This is a genomic window from Xanthomonas euvesicatoria, from assembly GCF_013112235.1.
GTDB lineage: Bacteria > Pseudomonadota > Gammaproteobacteria > Xanthomonadales > Xanthomonadaceae > Xanthomonas > Xanthomonas euvesicatoria.
The window spans coordinates 2065764-2082590 of record NZ_JABFFS010000001.1 but is presented as its reverse complement, the minus strand read 5'-3'; the positions used below and the strand labels follow the sequence as shown (position 1 = coordinate 2082590).

Here is a 16827-nt window from a genome sequence, read left to right as displayed (position 1 = left end):
GTGCTGGCGCACGTGGCGATGAATCTCGTCGTGGCGCGCTCGCGCGCGATGCGCCGTTACCGGCAATGCCCCATCGCGGGCAGGCCCGCTCCTACAGGATCGCGGCACCCATCTATATGCTCGGCAGCCGTTGCCGGCAGCACATCAGCCACATCCTCATCCGCTGTAGGAGCGCATCCGGGCGCGACGAAGCTTCATCGGTAACGGCGCATCGCGCGCGAGCGCGCTCCTACCGTGCCAGCGCGCCACCGATCAACGCGTGCGCAGAGCGCCGGTCTCCTTTACCGGCTCGCCGACATTGGTCTTCAACCACTGCTCGCTCTCGGCCAGCATCTGCATGATCGATTGCCGCGCGCGGTAAGCATGCGATTCGTTGGGCAGCATCACCAGCCGCGCAGTGCCACCCAGGCCCTTGATCGCGGCGAACATGCGCTCGCTCTGGATCGGGAAGGTGCCGGTGTTGTTGTCGTCCTGGCCGTGGATCAGCAGCAGCGGGTCCTTGATCTTGTCGGCGTAATTGAATGGCGACATCGCCTGGTACACCGATTGCGCCTGCCAGTAATTGCGCTCTTCGGCCTGGAAACCGAACGGGGTGAGCGTGCGATTGTAGGCGCCGCTGCGTGCGATGCCGGCCTTGAACAAGCGCGTGTGTGCGAGCAGGTTGGCGGTCATGAAGGCACCGTAGGAATGCCCGCCGATGGCGATGTGCTCGCGGTCGGTGACGCCACGCCGCACCACTTCGTCCACCGCGGCCTGCGCATCGGCGATCAGCTGCGGCACATAGGTGTCGTTGGGTTCGGCATCGCCTTCGCCCACGATCGGCATGCTCGGGTTGTTGAGCACCACATAGCCGATCGCCAGAAACGCCTGCGGCCCCCAGTAGCTGATCGCGTTGAAACGGTACGGCGAGTCGGTGACCTGGCTGGCGGTGTCGGCGCTTTTGAATTCGCCCGGGTAGGCCCACATCAGCAACGGCCGTGGCCCGTCGCGCTTGGGGTCGTAACCGGGCGGCAGCAAGAGCGTGGCGGTGAGGTCCACGCCGTCGGCGCGCCTGTAGCGGATCTGCTCCTTCTGCACGCCGCGCAATTGCGGCAGCGGGTGCGCGAAGTGCGTCAACGCGCGCGCCGCGGCGCCATCGCCCAACGACTGCACGACATAGTTGGCCGGTTCTTCCGGCGATTCGCGGCTGAGCAGCAGTTGCGTGGCCTGCGCGTCCAGCAAGGCCAGCGGCGCCGAATAGGTCGGCGCCTGCGAATGGAACAGCCGCGTGGCCTGCTTGCTGCGCAGATCGAATCGATCGACGAACGGGCGGTCGCCCTCCGGCGAAGCACCTTTGCCGAACAAGAACAGGCTGTTGCCATCGCTGCTGGTCTGCAGCAGCGGGCGGCCCTTGCCGTCGGCCACCGTCGCCGGCGTGCCCGGGTCCTTGTAGCGGTCCTGCGAGGAGCGGTCCCACAACAGTTCGGGCGCGCGTTGCGGTTGATCCGGTGCGATACGCCATTGCTTGGTGCGGCGGGTCTTCCACCAGCTTTCGCTCAAGATCGCCAGATCGCCGCGGCCCCACTGGATGCCTTCGAATCGGCTGCCCAATTGCGCCAGCGTGACCGGCGCGCGGTTGAACGGCGCGGCCTGCATCCGCACCGCGTCGCGGACCTTGCTCTCGCGTGCCGGGTCGCCACCGTCCTGCGCTTCGGCCCACACCAGCGTGGCCGGTGCATCGTGCCGCCAGGCGATGTCGCGCACGCCGGTCGGCACCGCATCGTTTCCGGTCGGCAGGCCTTCCACCAATGGCAGCTGCGCGATCTGACGCACCAGTTTGCCCTGCAGGTCCAGCACCTGGATGCGGCGCGGGAAGTTGTCCACCGGCACCAGATACGAAAACGGCCGCTCGCTGCGTTCGCTCAGGATGTAACGGCCATCCGGCGACACCGACAGGTTGAGATAGATGCCTGGCGTGGCGATCGGGCGCACCTGCCCGGCCACCGTGACGATGATCGGCTGGCCGGTGGCGTAGTACTCGAACACGCGCGCATCGGCTTCGTTGCGCAGCAGGTCCTGATACGTGGGCAGCGAGCGCACCCCGGCAGCCGCACTGGTCTGCTGGGTCGCCGGCCCGGTCGGGATCGCATCGCGGGTCGGCGGTGCGCCCTGTCGTGCAACCTGTTGCTGCAACAGCAAACCACTGCCATCGGGCAACCAACGCAAGTCGTCGTTGACGCTGGTGTTCAAGCCGGCCAGCAGCCGCCGCGCTTGCCCGGCCGCCACGTCCACCAGCCACAGTTCGTTGGCGCCGCTGGCGGCATCTTCGCGGCGGAACGCCAGATGGCGTTGGTCGGGCGACCAGCTCAGATCGGCCAGCGACAACGGGGAGGGCAACCCGGCGATCTGCCGCTCGCTGCCGTCGGCCACCGACAGCAGCCACAGCTTGCTGGCGAACGAAAAGCGGCTGGCCGCAAAGGTCTTCGGATGGATGCGCAGGCCGGCCAGCTTCAGCTCCGGCTGGGCCACCTCGGCGATGTCCGGCAGTGCGGGCATTTGCAGCATCGCAGCCAGATCGCGCCTGGGCGAGAGCTGCAGCAGCGGCGCACGCGGGGCATCCACCACCGCCTGCAGCGCCTTGGACGGCAGTTGGTAACTGCTGCCTGGCGCGGGGCCTGGTGGAGCGACTGCCGCGTTGGTCGCTGCCGCGCGAGCCGTCCCGGCCATCACCGGTGCGCTCAATGCCAGCACCCCTGCCAACGCCCATGTGTGCTGCCGCCAGCCTTGCGCATGCCGTTTCGCCCGCATCGTCCGTCCCCGCTGATGATCGACTCCGGACCATAGCAGCCGCCTGTCGGCCGCTCCCCTGCCGTTGGTAGGGGGTCGGCCGCAATTCATGCCGCGCGAGGGTGCTGCCGATATAATCGGGCACTCTCGTCGAGGGGCGCTGCGACCGGTAGAGCGGACTGATCCGCTCACTGCACCACAGGTGCAGGTACACGGCCAGGCTCGACCAGCAGTTACCGTTCAACGGCGCCCGGCATTGCAGACATTCGTTTGCCTACCGGAGCCATTGCATGAACGCTGTCACAAAGATCACCCCGCACACCGACTACAAGATTGCCGACATCTCCCTGGCCGATTGGGGCCGCAAGGAGCTGGACATCGCCGAGCACGAAATGCCGGGCCTGATGTCGATCCGCCGCAAGCATGCGCAGGCCAAGCCGCTGAAGGACGTCCGCATCACCGGCTCGCTGCACATGACGATCCAGACCGCCGTGCTGATCGAAACGCTCAAGGACATCGGCGCCGACGTGCGCTGGGCCTCGTGCAACATCTTCTCCACCCAGGACCACGCCGCCGCTGCGATCGCCGCGACCGGCACCCCCGTGTTCGCCTGGAAGGGCGAGACGCTGGAAGAGTACTGGGACTGCACCCTGGACGCGCTGACCTTCACCCTGCCCGACGGCACCCTCACCGGCCCGGAGCTGGTGGTGGACGACGGTGGCGACGTCACCCTGCTGATCCACAAGGGCTATGAGCTCGAGAACGGCAGCACCTGGGTGGACGAGCCGGCCTCCTCGCACGAAGAGGGCGTCATCAAGGCGTTGCTCAAGCGCGTGGCCGTCGAGCGCCCGGGCTACTGGGGCCGCGTGGTCAAGGACTGGAAGGGCGTCTCCGAAGAGACCACCACCGGCGTGCACCGCCTGTACCAGATTGCCGAAGCCGGCAAGCTGCTGATCCCGGCCATCAACGTCAACGACTCGGTCACCAAGAGCAAGTTCGACAACCTGTACGGCTGCCGCGAGTCGCTGGCCGATGGCCTCAAGCGCGCGATGGACGTGATGCTGGCCGGCAAGGTTGCCGTGGTCTGCGGCTACGGCGATGTCGGCAAGGGCAGCGCCGCCTCGCTGCGCGCCTATGGCGCCCGCGTGATCGTCACCGAAATCGACCCGATCTGCGCATTGCAGGCGTCGATGGAAGGCTTCGAAGTCAACACCATCGAATCTACCCTGGGCCGTGCCGACATCTATGTCACCACCACCGGCAACAAGGACATCATCACCGTCGAGCACCTGCAGGCGATGAAGGACCAGGCCATCGTCTGCAACATCGGCCACTTCGACAACGAGATCCAGGTCGATGCGCTCAAGGCGCTGAAGGACGTGCAGAAGATCAACATCAAGCCGCAGGTGGACAAGTACGTGTTCCCCAATGGCAACGCGATCTTCCTGCTGGCCGATGGCCGCCTAGTGAACCTGGGCTGCGCCACCGGCCACCCGAGCTTCGTGATGTCCAACTCGTTCGCCAACCAGACCCTGGCTCAGATCGACCTGTGGGAAAAGCGCGACACCTACGAGAAGAAGGTCTACATCCTGCCCAAGCACCTGGATGAAGAAGTTGCGCGTCTGCACCTGGAAAAGATCGGCGTGAAGCTGACCACCCTCACCAAGGACCAGGCCGACTACCTCGGCGTGCCGGTGGAAGGCCCGTTCAAGCCGGATCATTACCGCTACTGAGACGTGGGCGCATGTTCGCCCATCCTCGACAGTGTCAATCAACGGGCGCCGCAAGGCGCCCGTTGTGCTTCAAGGCCATGATCGGCACGACGTCGAAGCTGAATCTGCGCACGCGTTGCACTACGCGTTGTCGCCTGCGCTGTGGTCGGCCGAACGTGACAGACCGCGCGGCGGCCAGGGCCACGACACGCCGACATTTGCTGCAGCCGCTATTGACCGATCTTCGCCGATGGCACTGTCAGCCGCGTGCGCTCGCCTCGTCCGCATCCATCGCAGCAGGCTCATACACGGAGATCTGGCTACGGCTGCGCGCAGTGTAGGGCTGCCCGCTCCAATCGCCCCATCTGGCCCGCAAGCGCAAGCCGGCGATCCGTGCCATCAGATCCAGCTCGGAAGGCCAGAGGTAGCGATAGCGATCGTTGAAGACGCGGGTCGCCGACTCCCCGATCATCACGATGCGCTGCTGGATCAGCTGCCGGGCCGGATCGGCGCTGGAGCACATCAGCATCACCGGCACCTCGCCCTCGTCCAGGGCCGGCGCCTCCAACGACCTCACTTTGCCGTCCGCCAGCAAGGTCTCCGCCTGCGGCACCATCGTCTGCAGGACGAACACGCCGGACGTTGCCAGGCGCTCGCGCACCGCGCGCAGGCAACGCAATTGGTCGTCCTGCGTCAACAGATAGCCGAGCGAATACACCGAATAGATCAGGTCGAACGGCCCGGCGACCGGGACATCGACAAAATCGGCGCAGACCAGGGTCAGTCGCTCTGCACCGGGCTTGGCACGCAGCATGTCCAACATGCCAGGCGAGTTGTCGATGCCGCAGACCGCCGCGCCGCCAGCCGCCAGCGGCAGCGCGATACGGCCGGTGCCGATCCCCAACTCCAGCGCCGTGCCACTGCCGACCAGTGCCGCCAATGCCTGCGCACACTGCGCTGCACTGGCAGCGGCCCAGTGGTCCCTCAGGCGATCGTAGTATTGCGACACCTGATCGTAGGCGTGCGCCGACGATGCATCCATGCCCCTCTCCGCGAAAGAGTCGCTGGCCACCCTAAGCAACCATCCCGGTCGTCGCATGCGCCGCCGACGCAACATCGCCGGTGGCGAGCCAATGCGCGCACTCGGTGCCAAGCTCGGCGACAACACGCTGGCGATAGGCCGCATCGACTGCCGGTGCCAGTCGGTCACGCCACCGCCCATTGAGACCTTGATTGAAGAAGGCTCGGCCGCCGTCGCGCCAGAAACCGGCGCCCTGTGGAACGTAGCGCGCCGCGTGCGCGCGCATGTAGTCCAGACTGCAGTGCGCCAGCACGCGCTCGCAGCACTGGGCATCCAGCGGGATATCCAGGAATGCGGCAATGCGCCGCACTTGCGCAGGCAGGTCATGCAGCAACGCGGCGTAATGCACCAGCAGCACGTTGTCGTAATCGCGCAGCGCCCACCAGGAACGCACGCCCTCCCAGAACGGCCACAGCGGCGCACCATCGGCGCGCATCCAGTTCTGGAAATAGTCCTCCACCGAGCACGTGGGCGGCGGCATGACCTTCAATTTACCGTTGCTGGAGGGCTCCGCATCCAGACGCGCCTGTGCATCCGCGCTGACTGCTCGCTGATGGTCGTACAGGCTCCAGACGATGTCGCGCGCATCGCGGCCGACGTAGAGATAGCGGGCGCGTTCGGATAGCACCAGCGCATCGGCGGGCAGATGGGTTTTCACGAAGCGGCGATGGCGTTGCTCGGCGAGCAGCCGCTGCTTGGTGGCCTTGTCCGGATACACCGAGTCGAACCAGGGCGACAGCCGCGAGACCTCGATCTCCTCGGCGCCGCCGAAGATCAGTTGCGCGACGATCTGCTGCACCCAGGTCGTCCCTGCCTTGGCATAGCTGGCGATGACGACATCGTCGTCGCGAAAGGCGAAGTCGTTCCAGACTGTCGAGTCGAAAAAGCGACTGGGATATTCGCGCTGCTTGGAGGGCATGCCCACATCGGCGTCCTGTCGGTTGTCATCGCATCGGGCTCATCGGATATGCACGCGTGAACACTTCGCAACCGCATGATCCGCATCCGCGCCTGGCTCCAAGTCCCGGCAAGACGGCATAACGTCTGCCGCACATCCGCACATCCGCACATCCGCACACTGCACTTGCAGCACATCGGTGACCTGCGGCAGCGCGCATCGCCGTCGCCGACGATGCGCGTGCATGTGGGCCATCCGGCAAAGCCTGCCCTGGCATTGCAGTCACTGCGTGTAGATATACGCCACCTTGCGCGGACCAAACATTTTTAGAATCTTCGAAAACACGAGTGACAGCATGGCTTTGGCAGTTTTCATCACGCGCACCTCTTCTGGAAGTTTCAGAAATGGCGAACTCTGACATTCGCCTTATTCAGGCTAGCAATAGTCATATGGCCAATCAACGTTATGGTTGGTACTTTATTTTTAAAATCAAATTATCGGGCATGTGTCGCAGAATAAGCCACGCAATTTGCGTTTATCCGAACAGATCTTCGCGCAGGTACTCCAGATATTCGCGCACATGTCGCTCGCGTGCGGCAACGTCGTCCGGCAGACGCAAGCCGCGCGTAAACCAACGCAGCCGCGGCCGTGCGTGCAAGTGTGGGTAAGGCTTGTGCGGCAGCGGTACGCCGAGGAAGCTGCATAGTGGCGCCCAGCCTTGCCGAGCCGAAAATACCAGCAGCCGTTCGGCTGGCACCGTATCGATCACCGCCTGATTCCAGCGATTGAAGTAGTCGACCATGAAGGCGCGGTCCTGACTGCGCCCGCCCATCTGCTGCTTCAAGAACGTACTGAATGTTTCGCCTTCGGGGCCGACGAAGGTGCTCTTTCTGCCCGGCATCAGGATGGTCTGGGTCACCGACTCGAACCAGCTGTCGGGATCGCGCACCGTCAGGACGACCTTGGCCTGCGGATATACCTCAATCAATTGCCGCCAGTAATAGCAACCAGGATGGTCGGTGCTCGAACGGTAGCCGGCGAAGATGGTCGACCAGTCTGCGGCACCGCGCTCGGCGGCATTCCACAGCGGCAGTGCCGTACGCATGTTCGCGGCGACCTCCGTGGCGTGATAACACGGTCCAAATCCCAAATGTTCCAGCGCGAACTTCAGCGACAGCGTCCCGGTTCGGCCTAGGCCAGCACCAAGCACTTCTAACGACATGGCGATTCTCCGATCCGTTACACGCAGGGCGGCAACCTAGCACGCAGCCGTGGCGTACGTCCCGGCATTGGCAGTCAGGATGGATGTGGCAACTACACGCGCCATGCGCGATTTAAGTGGCGGACAAGAACGCGGATCGCAACGACGCGCTCACCCGCGCCAATTGGCATTGCGCTCCCAGAACGCCACGCTACGCCGATACGCCTCGCGGTCCAGCGGCGTGCCCGAGCCGCCCTCTTCCACGCCCAGCGCATTGCGCAACATGGTGATCGGTGCCATCGGAATCTCGTCCGGCTCTGCGGTGTACAGACAACCCACCACACCCCAGTCTGCCTCGATGGGCGTGCCTTCTTTGGCCAACTGCTTACGGCTGTAGAGGATGGGCAGCAGATAGGCGGCCACCGGTGGCTCGACACCTTCGAACCACCGCACCAGCACGGCCAATTCCTGCGTGCTGCGTGCCTCGTAGCCGGAACGCAGCAGGTGCCGGTTGTCTTCGGTAATGGGAATGGTGAGGCAGCGGGTCGAGGTCCAGTTGCGGTGCACATGCAATTGGCAAAACGGCGCATAGCCCTCGATCACGCGTAGCGGCGCCTCGTCGTTGAGCCGCTGGATGAACTGCTCCGGCGTGCAGTCCTGGATGGCATTGCGACGCCCATCGCGCGGAAACAAGCGGGTGCGGGCGAACTGGGTCAGGACGATCGACATGAGTGGGGTATGCGGCGACAAAGAGCGCCAGGGTAGCGCGCAGGCGTTCGCACGACTACGTTGATCAGCATCAGCCGACCGCGCGGCGATCGGACTGACCCGAGTGCCTGGCCTGGTTCCCGACAGTCACCGAACATGCACCGACAGCATGCAGGTACGCAGCATGCAGCAATGTCGCGCCTGCGGCGGAGCGGGAACCGTCCGGCAATCACCCAACGCGGCCGTTCGCCGGCGCTACCAGATCAAATCGTCCGGCACCTTGAACTGGCTGTAGTACTCGTCATCGCTGTCGGCGGCAGCCGGCGCGCTGTTGCGTCCGTGGTCCAGCACCACCGCATTGGCATCGCGGCTGTAAACCTTGTCGGCGGCCGCGCGCGGAATCAGCTCGAAACCATCACCGTACCGCACGATCACCAGCGCGCCGCTGGCCAACTGGCTGCGCAGCGTCGTGTTGACCAGCACGCTGCGGATCACGCTGCCGTCGTTGAAGCGGTAGTCGATCTCGCCTTCGCGCTTGACCTTGTTGGTCTCCACGATCTGCCGTACCTGCGCGAGCACTTCCTGCTGGCGCACCTGCACGTTGCGCTCTTGGGCCAGCGCACGATCGCGCTCGGCACGCTCGGCCTGCAGGCGCGCCGCATCGATCTTGTCCGTCGCCGCCGGCTGCACCGCCGCGCCCTTGGCATGGCGCTGTTTGACCTGTTCGCGCGCAACCTTGTCCACCTGGGCTTTTTTCACCAGGCCGGCCTTGAGCAGCTGTTCTTGCAATGGATTGCGCATCGGGAGGCCGGGCAGTGGACTGGCGACTAGTTTAACGCGGCCAGCACCGGCCCATCGTCGTGGCCGGGCCGAGCCGTTGGGATCGCCTGCAATCCAGATTGCAGCCATGCCGCTGCCAGGCGCAGCCAGCCGCAGGTTCGGGCTTATCGCCGCTGCGGCGGGCGATCGCTGCTCGGCGCGATGCGGATGCGGCATGCAAGCCGCAAATCGGCACCTTGGCCTTGCCGCACGAGGGCAGCGCAGCGTGCAACGATGACGTGCACACTGCCGGCGGCGAACAGCGAAGCAGCTGATCTGTGTCACCCGCGACGGTCCAGCGAGATTGCAACGGCTGCGTTGCACGCGCCGCATGCTAACGATGAGCATTGCCTATCGCCAAGCCTTGATGTGACAAGGCAAGTGCAGGCGAGATCGCAACGGCCGCGTGGTTCCCTGATTTTTGCGACCAATCGCGCCGTTGGCGCCCAACCCCGCGCCCAGATTGCTGGCCCGCTGCAGTGAATACGTATGCACAACCCCCATGCTGCGCCGCGATGCGCGCTTAGCATCACCGCGCGCTGCACGCCGTGCGCGCGCTTTCCGGAACAGGGGCCGGAAGCCTTGATGCGGGCATCGCGCACTGCGCGTCGGCCTGCGCTTACCACTGGAGATCGATCCGATGCGCAACACGCCTGCTCATGCCCCACCTTCCCTGATACAACGCGGTGCACGTCTCTTACTGACCGCGTTGGTCCTGCTGCTGACCACCGCCAACGCGCAGGCCGATGTCATCCTGCATGCCTTCAACTGGCCGTATGCCACCGTCGAAGCGCGCGCCAAGCAGATTGCCGATGCCGGCTATCGCAAGGTGTTGGTCGCCCCCGCGTACCGCTCCGAAGGAAGCGCGTGGTGGGCGCGCTATCAGCCCCAGGACATTCGCCTGATCGACAACCCGCTCGGCGACACCGCTGCATTCAAGAAGATGGTCCAGGCGCTGGCCAACAACGGCGTGGAAACCTATGCCGACATCGTGTTCAACCACATGGCCAACGAAGCGGCCACGCGTTCGGATCTCAACTACCCGGGCAGCGCGGTGCTGTCGCAGTACGCTGCAAACCCCGGCCGTTACGATTCGCTGCGTCTGTTCGGCACGCTGCAGTCAAACTTCCTCAGCGCCAGCGATTTCGGCCCGGCGCAATGCATCAGCAACTACAACGACGCCTACCAGGTGCGTAATTACCGCATTTGCGGCGGCGGCAGCGATCCAGGCCTGCCGGATCTCGTGGGCAACGACTGGGTGGTGCAGCAACAGCGCGCCTATCTGCAAGCGCTCAAGAGCATTGGCGTGACCGGCTTCCGGGTGGATGCGGCCAAGCACATGACCTTCGACCATCTCAATCGCGTCTTCGATGCCGGCATCCGCTCGGGTGTGTATGTCTTCGGTGAAGTGATTACCGGCGGCGGTACTGGCAATGGCGATTACGACCAGTTCCTGGCGCCGTATCTGCAATCCACGCCGCATGCAGCCTACGACTTTCCGTTGTTCAATGCGGTGCGCAATGCGTTCGCCATCGGCGCCAGCATGCAGCAGCTGGTGGACCCCGCCGCGTCCGGACAGGCATTGCCGGGCAATCGCGCCGTGACCTTTGCAGTGACCCACGACATTCCCAACAACGCCGGCTTCCGCTACGCAATTCTCGACCCGGTGGATGAGACGCTGGCCTACGCATACCTGATCGGTCGCAACGGCGGCATGCCGATGATCTATACCGACAACAACGAAAGCGGCGACAACCGCTGGGTCAACGCCTATCTCCGCGACGACCTGCGCCGCATGATCGGCTTCCATAACGGCGTGCAGGGCACCGACATGCAGGTCTTGTCGTCCAGCTCCTGCCACATCCTGTTCCGTCGCGGCAGCCTGGGCATCGTGGGCATCAACAAGTGCGGCAACCCGGTCACCACCACGGTGGGAATGAACAACAGCGTGTTGTACTGGAATGCCGACTACGTGGACGCGTTGGGCTCGGGCAACGTGGTGCGCATTTCCAGCAGCTCGTACACCTTTACCCTGCCGGCGCGCGGGGCGCGCATGTGGCGCCGCTGAGCAGCCACCACAGCATGGCGGTGGCACTACCTTGCAGTGCTCCCATCGTTTGAAATGGTGACTGCGACGTTGGCGTGCGACGTTGCACGCCAACGCCGCAGGGCGATCAAGGCGAAGCCCCCCGACGCAGCCGGCGTATGGGAGCTTCGTTGTCTTTACGTGCTGGCGCCGATCGACTGCACCAGGATGCCGCGGGGTGCAGTACACGCCCACTCGCATCGATGAACCGCCAACACGCCTTGCAGTCGGCCCGTTTCCTGCGCACCGCGCACCGCGGTGGGCGGACGACGCTGGCAGCGGCGCACGATTGTGTGCCCCGAACCCCGCTTCCATCGATCGCAGTCGGCCGCAGGACCGCTGGCATTGACCAGCGGTGTTCACCGTTGGCGAGCGGCAGAACGACTTACCAGGCGAACGCTGCGGTGACCTGGCGTGCGCCGAGCATGAACGCATCTGCCACGTGTACGAACGGTGCAATATCCACTTCCGATTGGCCCGCGCGTACCAGCTGCACGAAGCGCCCGTACAAGCCGTCGTATTCGCTGGACGCTGGCAGCGCCTTAAGTTGCCCATCGATGCTCAACTTGGCCCCGCCTTCGCTGAGCATGAGCAGGCCCGCGGTGGTTTCCACTTCGATGTCCCAGCGCTGGTGGCCGGTCTGCAGGAAATCGAATTCGGCCGTTACCGGGAGTCCTGCGGTGTCGACGAATGCGAGCCTGGCATACAGCGGCGCCTGGCGGTTTTCCGGGGTATGCAGCTCGGCGTCGCGCAGCGCCAAGCTGCGCGGCAGCAGATGGGTCGCGATGGAGAGCGCATTGATGCCGGGGTCGAACACCCCCATGCCGCCGGGTTCCAGAATCCAGTCCTGGCCCGGATGCCAGTGGCGAATGTCTTCCTTCCAGGTGATGTGCGCGCGCACGAGTTGCTTGTCGGCCAACCATGCACGGGCAGGCTCGACACCGGCTGCGCAACGCGAATGCCAGCTGGTGAACAGGCTACGTTGCGCACGCCGCGCCACGTCCTGCAGGTCATGAATTTCGGCGAGCGTGGCAGCCGGCGGCTTCTCCAGAAACACATGGCGGCCGGCCATCAACGCGGCCTGCGCCAATGCGTGCCGTCCGACCGGTGGCGTGCACAAGGCCACCGCTTCGATCTGCGGCTGGGCGGCAAATGCGTCTTCCAGGGTGTGATAGGCGGGCACACCGTCGACCGTGCCATGCCGGCTCACGGTGGCCACCAGCTGCACATCGTCGCGCGCGGCGATGGTCGGCACGTGCTGGTCGCGGGCGATCTTGCCGATCCCGACAAGGGCGATACGCAATGCGTCTGGATGCTTCATCGAAACCTTCGTGCTGGTAGGGGTGGCCCGATGCGAACGCCTGCACGCACACTGCCTGGCCAATGCTGCAGCGGCGCGATGCGGAGAGCGCACGCGACGGCGCAGTGTACGGTCAGCGTGCAGCCCACTGCGAGACATCGCTCCTGCTTGTTTTGCTATACCTGTATGCCAGCCGCTGCCTACCGGGCCTGCTCAGTTGCGCCACGAAGACAATGCGCGACGGCTGCAGATGGTGTCGGCGCGGCGGTTGGAATTGGCGGTGCTCGACCACACGCCACTAGCCTCTTTTGCAGCATGCGATTGACGCCGGCGCGCGTGCAGACAAGTATCGCTGTCGGCACGCCGATGTGCCGTCGCCATCGAAGGCTGCACCGATGTTGCATCACGTTTCGCTGGGCGTTCGTACGATCGAGATATCCGCCGAATTTTTCGACGCAACGCTGGGTGCGCCTGGCTATGTGCGGGTGTGGTCCGATCTGGAGCCAGGCACGCTCGACCAGGCGGTCGGCGATGGCAGGCCCGGTGGCGACGATTGCCTGGCGTTGAAACAACGCCAGGCAACGCAATGTGCCCCGGGGGTCGGATTCCATCTGGCATTTGCCGCCACCGACGCGTCCGCCGTGGACGCGTTTCACCGAGCCGCGCTACGGCACGGCGGTCACTGCCATGGCGCACCCGGCTTGCGACCGGATTATGGCGATGACTATGACGCCGCGTTCGTCGATGACCGGGACGGCCACCACATCGAAGCGGTGGTCGACTGTACGCCGCCACGGTAACCAGCACCGCCGCTACGCAACGTTGGAATATCGGTGGGTTAAGGCGCAGCGACAGCGAGCTCGCCATGCGCAGTGAAGGTCATGGCACTGCCTGCGTCAGGAAACGGTCGAAGTCGCCGATGTTCATGCTGCCCCAACCCGACGCGAAGTCCCAACCGTAGCTCGCGTTGTATCCATCGCGATACAGGCCATTGCTGCCGACCACCACGTCATGGGCGCGCTGCGCATCGTGACGCTGGCTCGCGTACTGATAGATCTGCGGCGCGACGAAGCCCAGAGTGGGATGCGACTGCAACAGCCGGGCGATATAGCCGGCGAAGGTCGGGGTGGCGGCACTGGTCCCCCACACATACCAGGCAGCCTCGTTCCCTTGCGCATCGGTGCCGCGGATCTGCGCACTGCTGTAGAACGAGCCATTGAAGCTGACGTCGGGCACAGCGCGGTAGCCGGAGGCCGTCTGCCCCGGCAGCAGGGTGCGCTGCCACTGCGGCGCATAGGCAATCTTGCTGAGGCCGCCCTGGCTGAGGTGGCGGCCGACACCGGCATTCCAGACGCGCTCGGAGGCGTAGCTGCCGGGGTTGCCGCCCTGGGTCAGCAACTCGGTGGCGCCCACCGCAATCGCGTAGCGGTGCGAGGCCGGCCAACCGACCTGGCGCAGGTCCGGGCGCCCCGCCAGCGTGTCGTAATAAGGCGCGTTGGCGCGTGCGCTCAGCGGCAGGTAGACGCCGTCGTCGCCGCTGCAGATCAGGAAGTTCTGCCCCTGACGCACCGCCTTGGTCAGGCTTGCGTCCATGGCCTGGAAGACCGCGTCGTTGACCTGGATTTCCTGCCCATAGATCGACATGCTGACCACGCGGGCCAGATTGTCGTCGGCCGCGCGCGCCATGCCATCGATCATGCTCTTCCAGGAAAAGTCCGGGATGTTGTAGATGATCAGGCGCTTCAACCCGCCGGCGCTGCCGACCAGCAACTGGGTATCCATGTCCCACTCGACTTCCGAATCCTTGCTGGCGGCATCGGACTGGTAACCCGGCGCGCTAGGGTCGCCCACCGTCACCACCGTGACCGGGGTGTGCAGGCCGTGCAGGTCCTGGAAGCTCTGCAGCCGCGCGAGGGTATTTTCCAGATTGCCGGCGGCAATGACCGCACCGACGATATCGCTGGCCGGTGCCAGCGTATCGGCGCCGTACGCGCTATTGAGCTCTTCGATGCTGTGGCGCACGACTTCTGCGCCGCCGCTGTTGGCGGCCGTCACGGCGCTGCTGTTCAACAACGATGTGCGCGCGGCGCCCAGCGGCGCCCAGTGCGGGGTGACCCTGGCGCCGGCCGTGCCGTCCAGGCCAACCACACCTTGCACCACCGCCTGCAAGCCGGCCGGCACTGCGACCGTGCCCTGCGCAGCGGCAACGCCGAGGCGGCCATCGGCACTCACTGCACGCAGCGGGGTGCCAAGGGCAGCCTGCAATGCCGCCGCTGTCGCGCGAACCTGCAGCAGGCGGCCATCGATGGCCGGGCGTACATCGGTGATGCCATACCGGCTCAGATAGGCCTTGACCTGTGCGATATCGCGGGTGGAAGCAGCCGATGCGCGTGCCAGTTGGCCGCGCAACACCGGATCGCCGCCATCGCGGGTCAACCACTGCTCCACCGCCGCTTGTTGCTGACGCATGGTCACCTGCGGCTTGAGCACCAATCCCACCTGCAGGATGCGTTGCGGCGCCAGCGCGCCACCGACGGCGAGTTGCGCAGGTGCCTGTTCGGCTGCCTGCGCGACACCGGTCATACCCAGCGCGACGGCGCAAGCCAGGACGGCCTGAGAGAAAGAGCGCGTCATCATTCGTGTGCCGCCATTGATCGTGAGTTAACAGGCTGCGGATTCTCACGAGGCGGCAGTGGTTTCAGGCGCAACAGTGCGAACTCTGTGTGCGTAAAACGATGCGGCCGCGAACTGCCACGCGAACCTCGTGCCGAGGTAGCTGTGCGATTGCGCGGTGGCGCGGCCGGCGCTTGTCGATCGCCGGGCGCACGGCGCCTGCAGCCGCTGGCGCCGAGCTGGTTGAGGCCAGTGGCTACGTGCTACATCTCCAGCACCACCTTGCCCAGGTGACTGCCCTGCTCCAGGTAACGATGCGCCGCAGCCGCTTCGCTCAGCGGGAAGCACTTGTCGAGCAGTACGCGCAGCTTGCCCTGCTCGATCCATGGCCACACCACGCGCTCCACTTCCGCCGCCAGCCGGGCTTTTTCGTCTGCATTGCGCGGGCGTAGCGTCGAGCCGGTGATGACCGCCTGCTTGCGCATCAGCACCGGAATCGGCACCTCGATGGTGGCGCCGGCCTGCGAGGCGATGTAGACGATGCGTCCGCGCGGGTTGAGCGCTTCCAGGGTGTCGGCGAAGACCGCAGCGCCCACCATGTCGAGCGCAACATCCACGCCGCCGTGCGCCTTGGCCACCTCGACAAACGACGCAGTGGTCGAATCGATCGCCACATCGGCGCCCAACTCGCGCGCCTGTGCCGCCTTGCTGGCCGAGCGCGCGGTGGCCAGCACGTGCGCGCCCGCCGCCTTGGCCATCTGGATCGCCGTGACGCCAATGCCCGAGGTCGCACCATGCAGCAGCAGCCATTGGCCTGCCGCGAGCCAGCCGTGTTCGAACAGATTGGCATAGGCAGTGAAGATGGTTTCCGGTAACGCGGCGGCGTGCACCAGATCCATGCCGGCGGGAATGGGCAGTACGTGACGCGCATCGACGGCGGCGTATTGCGCGTAGCCACCGCCACCCAGCAGCGCGCACACGCGCTCGCCCACCTTCCAGCGACCAGCCGGCTCGACGATTTCGCCGGCGATTTCCAGCCCCAGCGTTTCCGGCGCGCCAGGTGGCGGCGGGTAGTGCCCGGCGCGTTGCAGCAGATCCGGGCGATTGATGCCGGCGGCATGCACGCGGATCAGCACCTGCCCCGGTGCCGGACGCGGGCGCGGTTGTTCGGTGGCGTACAGCGCGTCGGCGTCGCCCTTGCCATCGCGGATGGCGATGGCGGTCATCGTGGTATCGCTCATGAAAGCGCTCCATGGAAAGTGCGCCCAGTGTAGGCGTGCAGGCGTCAACGCCCGGCGCAGATGCACCCACGGTTTCCAGCAGGTATTGCCACGGCAGCGGCAAGCCAGCGATGGTGGGTCTTCGACAACGCCGCGGTGCTGCGTAATGTTCGAAGGACACCATGCGCATGGACAAGCGGTCTTCGCCAACCTCTTCCTGCATGTCGCATTGCAGCCCAATGCAACGAAACGCTTGCGCTCACCGAATGCGCCGCAACTTCAAACAGGCAAGCGGCGCGCGATTGCAACAACCCAGCCCCAGAACCGGATGCGATTGACCGCAAGCAACCCCAACCAGGCAGATGCTGCGCGGCCGCCCGCATCACGGTATCCCGGCCTATGCTGGTGCCTTGCTGACCACCA

At 65.2% G+C, this 16827-nt stretch carries 12 protein-coding genes and 1 riboswitch; of the genes, 3 read left to right on the top strand and 9 right to left on the bottom strand.

The window, feature by feature from the left end:
- Window positions 1–252 precede the first annotated feature (252 nt).
- Window positions 253–2787 carry a S9 family peptidase gene (locus tag HLH45_RS08855; protein ID WP_046932397.1) on the bottom strand — a complete coding sequence of 845 codons (2535 nt, stop codon included), beginning with the start codon at window positions 2785–2787 and terminating at the stop codon, window positions 253–255.
- Between the two features lie 125 nt (window positions 2788–2912).
- A riboswitch (S-adenosyl-L-homocysteine riboswitch) is annotated at window positions 2913–3025 on the top strand.
- Between the two features lie 31 nt (window positions 3026–3056).
- Between HLH45_RS08855 and ahcY the strand changes: the two genes are divergently transcribed.
- Window positions 3057–4499 carry an adenosylhomocysteinase gene (gene ahcY / locus HLH45_RS08850; protein ID WP_005910841.1) on the top strand — a complete coding sequence of 481 codons (1443 nt, stop codon included), beginning with the start codon at window positions 3057–3059 and terminating at the stop codon, window positions 4497–4499.
- Between the two features lie 238 nt (window positions 4500–4737).
- Here the strand turns inward: ahcY and HLH45_RS08845 are convergent, their stop codons facing one another.
- The 5 genes from HLH45_RS08845 to HLH45_RS08825 all read right to left on the bottom strand — a co-directional run bounded on the left by HLH45_RS08845 (window position 4738) and on the right by HLH45_RS08825 (window position 9167).
- Window positions 4738–5520, bottom strand: a complete 783-nt coding sequence (locus tag HLH45_RS08845; protein ID WP_008573532.1) for a class I SAM-dependent methyltransferase — start codon at window positions 5518–5520, stop codon at window positions 4738–4740.
- 31 nt (window positions 5521–5551) lie between these two features.
- A complete protein-coding gene (locus HLH45_RS08840) occupies window positions 5552–6484 on the bottom strand; it encodes a sulfotransferase domain-containing protein (protein WP_033478759.1) in 933 nt (310 codons plus the stop codon).
- A 508-nt stretch (window positions 6485–6992) separates the two neighbouring features.
- The gene (locus HLH45_RS08835) at window positions 6993–7679 is read right to left on the bottom strand and encodes a sulfotransferase family protein (RefSeq protein WP_005910850.1); all 687 of its coding nucleotides are present in this window, start codon (window positions 7677–7679) and stop codon (window positions 6993–6995) included.
- Between the two features lie 150 nt (window positions 7680–7829).
- Complete coding sequence (locus HLH45_RS08830) at window positions 7830–8387, bottom strand: DUF3228 family protein (protein ID WP_008573525.1); 558 nt, start codon at window positions 8385–8387, stop codon at window positions 7830–7832.
- 234 nt (window positions 8388–8621) lie between these two features.
- Window positions 8622–9167, bottom strand: coding sequence for a DUF2058 domain-containing protein (locus HLH45_RS08825; RefSeq protein ID WP_008573524.1), 546 nt, complete (start codon window positions 9165–9167; stop codon window positions 8622–8624).
- A gap of 658 nt (window positions 9168–9825) precedes the next feature.
- Here HLH45_RS08825 and HLH45_RS08820 point away from each other — a divergent pair.
- A complete protein-coding gene (locus HLH45_RS08820) occupies window positions 9826–11253 on the top strand; it encodes an alpha-amylase family protein (RefSeq protein ID WP_046932400.1) in 1428 nt (475 codons plus the stop codon).
- A gap of 403 nt (window positions 11254–11656) precedes the next feature.
- Here the strand turns inward: HLH45_RS08820 and HLH45_RS08815 are convergent, their stop codons facing one another.
- On the bottom strand, window positions 11657–12592 hold the full coding sequence (locus HLH45_RS08815) for a Gfo/Idh/MocA family protein (protein WP_008573520.1): 936 nt from the start codon (window positions 12590–12592) through the stop codon (window positions 11657–11659).
- A 374-nt stretch (window positions 12593–12966) separates the two neighbouring features.
- On the opposite strand from HLH45_RS08815, the gene HLH45_RS08810 reads away from it, so the two are divergent.
- Window positions 12967–13371 carry a VOC family protein gene (locus HLH45_RS08810; protein ID WP_033478767.1) on the top strand — a complete coding sequence of 135 codons (405 nt, stop codon included), beginning with the start codon at window positions 12967–12969 and terminating at the stop codon, window positions 13369–13371.
- 79 nt (window positions 13372–13450) lie between these two features.
- Here HLH45_RS08810 and HLH45_RS08805 read toward each other — a convergent pair whose 3' ends face one another.
- Complete coding sequence (locus HLH45_RS08805) at window positions 13451–15208, bottom strand: S53 family peptidase (protein ID WP_033478758.1); 1758 nt, start codon at window positions 15206–15208, stop codon at window positions 13451–13453.
- A gap of 239 nt (window positions 15209–15447) precedes the next feature.
- Window positions 15448–16425, bottom strand: coding sequence for an NAD(P)H-quinone oxidoreductase (locus HLH45_RS08800; RefSeq protein WP_008573514.1), 978 nt, complete (start codon window positions 16423–16425; stop codon window positions 15448–15450).
- Window positions 16426–16827 lie beyond the last annotated feature (402 nt).

Bases quoted from the DNA above. Each gene is read 5' to 3' on its own strand.
- HLH45_RS08855 (WP_046932397.1), bottom strand. From the start codon at position 2,787: ATGCGGGCGAAACGGCATGCGCAAGGCTGGCGGCAGCACACATGGGCG.
- ahcY (WP_005910841.1), top strand. From the start codon at position 3,057: ATGAACGCTGTCACAAAGATCACCCCGCACACCGACTACAAGATTGCC.
- HLH45_RS08845 (WP_008573532.1), bottom strand. From the start codon at position 5,520: ATGGATGCATCGTCGGCGCACGCCTACGATCAGGTGTCGCAATACTAC.
- HLH45_RS08835 (WP_005910850.1), bottom strand. From the start codon at position 7,679: ATGTCGTTAGAAGTGCTTGGTGCTGGCCTAGGCCGAACCGGGACGCTG.
- HLH45_RS08830 (WP_008573525.1), bottom strand. From the start codon at position 8,387: ATGTCGATCGTCCTGACCCAGTTCGCCCGCACCCGCTTGTTTCCGCGC.
- HLH45_RS08825 (WP_008573524.1), bottom strand. From the start codon at position 9,167: ATGCGCAATCCATTGCAAGAACAGCTGCTCAAGGCCGGCCTGGTGAAA.
- HLH45_RS08820 (WP_046932400.1), top strand. From the start codon at position 9,826: ATGCGCAACACGCCTGCTCATGCCCCACCTTCCCTGATACAACGCGGT.
- HLH45_RS08815 (WP_008573520.1), bottom strand. From the start codon at position 12,592: ATGAAGCATCCAGACGCATTGCGTATCGCCCTTGTCGGGATCGGCAAG.
- HLH45_RS08810 (WP_033478767.1), top strand. From the start codon at position 12,967: ATGTTGCATCACGTTTCGCTGGGCGTTCGTACGATCGAGATATCCGCC.
- HLH45_RS08805 (WP_033478758.1), bottom strand. From the start codon at position 15,208: ATGATGACGCGCTCTTTCTCTCAGGCCGTCCTGGCTTGCGCCGTCGCG.
- HLH45_RS08800 (WP_008573514.1), bottom strand. From the start codon at position 16,425: ATGAGCGATACCACGATGACCGCCATCGCCATCCGCGATGGCAAGGGC.